The following is a 5,186-nucleotide window of genomic DNA, read 5'->3' as shown; positions in this document are numbered from 1 at the left end:
GAAATATCGGGAGCAATGAAACTGTAGGGTTGAGTTAGCCCATCTCCAAAAAATATCCATGATGGGGAGCAATGGGAAAAGTCAGCGCGTTACAGTTCATCTCTAGGTAAGCTCAATGAATAAGCGGAAATCACTCAGCCAGTACGGCTGGGTGTTGTTTGTTTTGGGGGGATTTTTTCGCAGCACGAATCCCTGGGCGAGTCAAGTGGGTTGAAATCGCGCCTGAGCTTTCTCAAGTCCGCCTAGGCGGAGTAATCCTGTTTGGGACTATTCCTGGGGAGAGGATATCAGTGACAGGGGTGCGCTGAGGGAGGGTTGTCAGGTGGGCGGTGCCCACCGGAGGGTAACATGGAATTTAGGACACTAGAGAGGGGAGTGCGCGCACTAAATAGTCGCTTAAGGTGACTGCATCTACTCCTAAGAGGGTGCGGTCCTGGGCGGCTAAAATGGCGGCTTGGGCGTGCCACCAGACGGCGCTTTGTACGCAGGGTGCAACTGGAGACTGGCGGGCGATCGCCTGGGCGATTAATCCACTGGCCAAACCGGTTAGCACATCGCCGCTACCGCCTCGGGCGAGGGCGGGGGTACTTTGGGGATTGATTTCGAGGCTACCGTCGGGATGGGCGATCGCGGTTCTCGCACCTTTTAATAATACCACCGCCCCGCTTTGTGAGGAGGCTGCCCGAGCTGCACTGGCAGCTTGGGTTTCGGCTTGTGCGATATCTGGGAAGAGGCGCTTAAACTCTCCTGGGTGCGGGGTGAGCAGGGTAAAACTCTGGCGCGGCGAGAGGGCGGCGATCGCATTCATCTGCGCCAGTATATTTAAGCCATCCGCATCTAAAATCAGGGGGCGATCGCTCTCGATTGCGGCTTTCACCACGGATTCCGCATCCCGCGTCAACCCGCAACCGCCGCCAATCGCATCAAACGACCCCAGATCCACGCTGTCGGGCAACTGGGCGATCGCCCCGGAGTCGGTTTCCGGACATCCGATAACGATCGCATCCGCCAATCGGTCACTCATATAGGGTTTCAGAGATTCCGGAACTGCGATCGAGAGCATTCCCACCCCCGACGCCCGCGCCCCCAACCCGCACAAAATCGCTGCCCCGGTATAGCGCCGGGAACCGCAGAATAGCAGTAAATGACCTTGCTTGTATTTGTGAGTGGATGACGCGCGGGAAAGGGGCAGATGGGCGATCGCGCGCTCTGGGGTAATTCGACCCAGGGAAGGGCGATCGGTCAACACCGCCTCGATATCCGCCAAGGGAATGCCAAAATCAATCAATTCCGCCTCACCCACATAGTCCAATGCCTTATCCTGCAATAGCCCCAGCTTCCACAAACCCAAACACAAAGTGTGAGTCGCGCGCACCGCCGTGCCCAACACCTCCCCGGTATCCGTATGCAGCCCCGAAGGCATATCGATACTCACTATCAATTTGTTCCATCGAACGAGCTGGTTGACCGCATCGGCGATCGCACCTTCCAAGGGACGTTCCAACCCAAAGCCAAATAAGCCATCTACCACCACATCGCAGGTTTCTAGCCATTCGATATTGTCCGAAAATCGAATTCCCAAACTGGCGACATATTCGGCATGTTTGCCCGTCAGTTCTTTGCACTTAGACAACGGGCGATAAATCGTCACTTCATAGCCTTTAAAATGCAATTCCCGCGCCACAACTAACCCATCGCCGCCATTGTGCCCCGGGCCGACTAAAACCCCGACTCGCGAGGCTTTTTCTGGGGGATAAAGGGCATGAATGCGCTGGGCGACTAATCCTGCCGCCTTTTCCATTAACGCCGCCACGGGCATTCCCGCATCAAATAACCGCCCTTCAATGGCGCTCATTTGCTCTGCATTAACGATAAACTGTTGAATCTTTTTTTGCCGTTCTTCTACGGGTTTCATAGTTGGATTCCTCTTTCGACTTGGGGAAACTTTATTCCTGATTTTTTAGGGTAGCAAAAAAGGGAAGGAGAACAAAGCGGGCGATTGAAATCGCGCCTGGGCAGGCAAAGCGCGTAGCCCGCGACAGCGCTATAATCCGCCTACGCGGACTTTTTGTATGGCTAGCAGTAGCGGTATTATACAAAAGTTTTGGGTGTACGGCGTGGCTCATGGGTGAGAAATGTCGTACCCCTACAGGTTAACGGTAGCCTATCGGTCGTATTCGTAAACCCGGGCATCCAGTCCGAAGCCTTTCAGGTAGCCGCTTTCCTGACGTGCTGTGACTGCATCGGGAAAAGGCCCGATCGCCAAATGCGGACCAAAGGGAACGCTGCGGCTGGATATTTCCGCTGGATTCATACCCGCCTCGATGAGTTCATTGGTAATTCGGGGAAAATCCTGGGGATTGGCGGGGATGACCACAAAGTAGCCGCCCGGGATGCCGAAAGTTGTGAGGTTGGCGGAAATGGGGGGAGTTGCTGCTGGGGGGAAGGCGGTAGCGACTGGTGGGGGTACATCTTCTACAGTGGCGATCGCGGAACGAATGCCCACCAGTCGTTCCAGTTCTCTGGCGCGGCGGTAGGCATTGTCGCGATTCACAAATACTCCCGCTTGAATCACCGTGCGACCCTGCAACTCTTTCACAAAGGCTTCGGGTTCGATTAACTGCACTTCTGCTAAGGCAATAGGATTATTGCCGGGAATATAAACCACGTAACGCTGAGAACTGGGCAACGGAGGCAATCCCGGTGGGGGTGCGGGAGGCACCTCAAAGGGGGGAAACCCCCCCGGATCCGAAGGGGGCGGCAATTCAGCAGGCACCGGTACCTCCGGGAGGGGTTGCGCCACCCCGGGCGGGGCAAACCGGATCCCCACAACCGCCAACAGCAGCAATCCGGAAGCGGGGAGAGGCCCAAGTCGCGATCGCCCCCACCGGGAGTCCCCCCCCCGAAAATCGATCGACCATGCAAACCATCCTTGCCCGTTGAGTTTCACCATCGATTTCCACCCCCTATCGCGAGTCCGAGAGAAATTTACAGTCAATTTAACATAGGAATTGCCATCGGTCACCGGTTGGGTGGTAACAGAGACTTCCTCAAATGACAGAGGATAAATAACCAGTGACAACCCGGAATATTTCCTGCTATAATTCACTTGAGAACCGCCATCCATCATCTTATCTAATTTTATGAATAAAGTAGTCGTTGGCCTCTCCGGCGGAGTAGACAGTTCCACTGCAGCTGCCATCCTCCATCATCAAGGATACGAAGTCGTTGGTCTGACCCTTTGGTTAATGAAAGGGAAAGGTCAGTGTTGCTCCGAGGGGATGGTCGATGCTGCCTATATTTGCGAACAATTGGGCGTCCCGCATCATGTGGTGGATAGTCGCGATTTGTTTCAAGAAAATATCGTGGATTATTTGGTCGCCGGGTACAGTGCGGGGGTGACGCCCTTGCCTTGCTCCCAGTGCAATAAAGCGGTAAAATTCGGTCCGATGCTGGGCTATGCGCGGCAAGAATTGGGGATCGACAAAATCGCCACTGGGCATTATGCGCGGGTGAGCTACGATGAAGCCACCGGGCGCTATGAGTTGCGCCGCGCGGTCGATCGCTCCAAAGACCAGTCGTATTTTTTGTATGACTTGCCGCAAGCATTGCTCGCCGGCTGTATGTTTCCGTTAGGGGAAATTCCGAAAACCGAAACCCGCCGGATTGCTGCAGAATATAATTTGAAAACTGCTGAAAAGCCGGAAAGCCAAGATTTATGCTTGGTAGAGGCGCATGGTTCGATGCAGGAGTTTTTGGAACAGTATATTTTGCAGCAAAAAGGCGATATCGTGGACCTAGAGGGCAATGTGCTGGGTCAACATGATGGGGTACATCGCTATACCATCGGACAGCGTCGAGGCATTGGCGTGGCGGCGGCGGAACCCCTTTATGTGGTGGCGTTGGATCCGGGACGCAATCAGGTGATTGTGGGCAACCGCGCCAGTGCGACTCAACCGGATTGCTGGGTACAGCGGGTAAATTGGGCCTCGATCGCGCCGCCGTCAGCCCCGATCCGCGCTGAAGTGCAGATCCGCTATCGCACTCGCCCGGTTCCGGTAACGGTGCTTCCGGAAAATGGGGGCGATCGCGTTAAGTTGGTGTTTGAACAACCCCAGTTTGGCGTCACCCCAGGACAAGCTGCTGTGTGGTATGATGGCGATCGCGTGCTCGGCGGCGGGGTTATCGAAAAAGCCGAGTAAACTAATCAAGCGATCGGGCGCGATCGCGCTTTCCTCTGCATGACAAGGACTCCTTCGCAAAAGGGCGAAACCCAAAAACTCGTTCCCCCCTGGGGGGAACGCCCCCAGGGAGGCGGATTCTCGCCCACAGGAGGCCAAATAATCGGCCCGATTTCTTAGCCCTTGAGGAGGTTATCGCGATCGCACGCTTTTTTTCATACCGATTGTGCCGATACTCTAGTTGAGAGATTTCACCCGTGGCTAGAAAAGGTGCTTGTAGTGGGACTGAACCAATGGAGGAAACAACTGTAACGAAGCGCTTACCCTCTCCCAAATACCTGCCCATCAAGGGGATTGTCGCCCTGTGGTTTGGGCCTGTGACCCGTTCCGGTGGATGAACCTTGTGCCCCCCGGTTTCCGGAAGCAGGGGCGAAACTGATTTGCGACTATCGGTTTTTTGGACAATCGGTAAGGCGATCGATGGATATTAGCCAGGGAAAATAGGGGAGTTTCGCAATGTAGCAACAAATGTAAAGGCTATTCGTTGCTACAACTACAAAAATCGGGAAAAATCGGTCGGATTGCTGCCCATTTTACCCCCAAATTTGCCATTTGGCTCCCTGGGAAATTTAATTTGCGCCTCCTCCACCCTCTCCCTACCACAAATCGCCCCGGAAATGGCCTGTTTTGCCCCCTAAAACCGCTAAAAACTCCATTTTTGAAAAAAAATTTTTAAAGCTCGCTTCGCTCGCAGGGTAAAGAAAAGAGGGAAAAGGGGAAAAGGGGAAAAGAGAAAAGGGCTAAACAGTCCTGGGGGAAGCACAGCACAAGCGAAATCCGAGGCCCCACCTGCAAAACTGCGGCTCGTACCAGTAGCGCAGCGCGGCACGGCAGAGCCTGGGGTCGCTGCCCCAAGACCCTGCGCGCAGCACCTGGCGATTAGAATTTCCACCAGTTGTCCACGCACTCCCATCTGACGGCGCACCATTGTAATTCTCGTGCCAA

3 protein-coding genes are annotated in these 5,186 nt (G+C 54.6%); 1 reads left to right on the top strand and 2 read right to left on the bottom strand.

Going from position 1 to position 5,186, the window contains the following annotated elements; translation table 11 throughout:
- Positions 1 to 355: 355 nt before the first annotated feature.
- Positions 356 to 1,915 (bottom strand): NAD(P)H-hydrate dehydratase, encoded by a 1,560-nt coding sequence (locus LKK83_RS26705; protein ID WP_324634518.1) that lies wholly within the window; start codon positions 1,913 to 1,915, stop codon positions 356 to 358.
- A gap of 249 nt (positions 1,916 to 2,164) precedes the next feature.
- On the bottom strand, positions 2,165 to 3,082 hold the full coding sequence (locus LKK83_RS26700) for a hypothetical protein (RefSeq protein WP_324634517.1): 918 nt from the start codon (positions 3,080 to 3,082) through the stop codon (positions 2,165 to 2,167).
- Positions 3,083 to 3,143: 61 nt separating this feature from the next.
- On the opposite strand from LKK83_RS26700, the gene mnmA reads away from it, so the two are divergent.
- Positions 3,144 to 4,202, top strand: coding sequence for a tRNA 2-thiouridine(34) synthase MnmA (gene mnmA, locus LKK83_RS26695; protein WP_324634516.1), 1,059 nt, complete (start codon positions 3,144 to 3,146; stop codon positions 4,200 to 4,202).
- Positions 4,203 to 5,186: the final 984 nt, after the last annotated feature.

The sequence above is a fragment of the Phormidium sp. CCY1219 genome (genome assembly GCF_035615515.1).
Classification (GTDB): Bacteria; Cyanobacteriota; Cyanobacteriia; order Cyanobacteriales; family Laspinemataceae; genus CCY1219.
Note: the sequence above shows the minus strand (reverse complement) of the source record. Positions and strands in the feature narration are given on the sequence as shown.

Coding starts and splice junctions, on each gene's coding strand:
- LKK83_RS26705 (WP_324634518.1), bottom strand. CDS start 1,915: ATGAAACCCGTAGAAGAACGGCAAAAAAAGATTCAACAGTTTATCGTT.
- mnmA (WP_324634516.1), top strand. CDS start 3,144: ATGAATAAAGTAGTCGTTGGCCTCTCCGGCGGAGTAGACAGTTCCACT.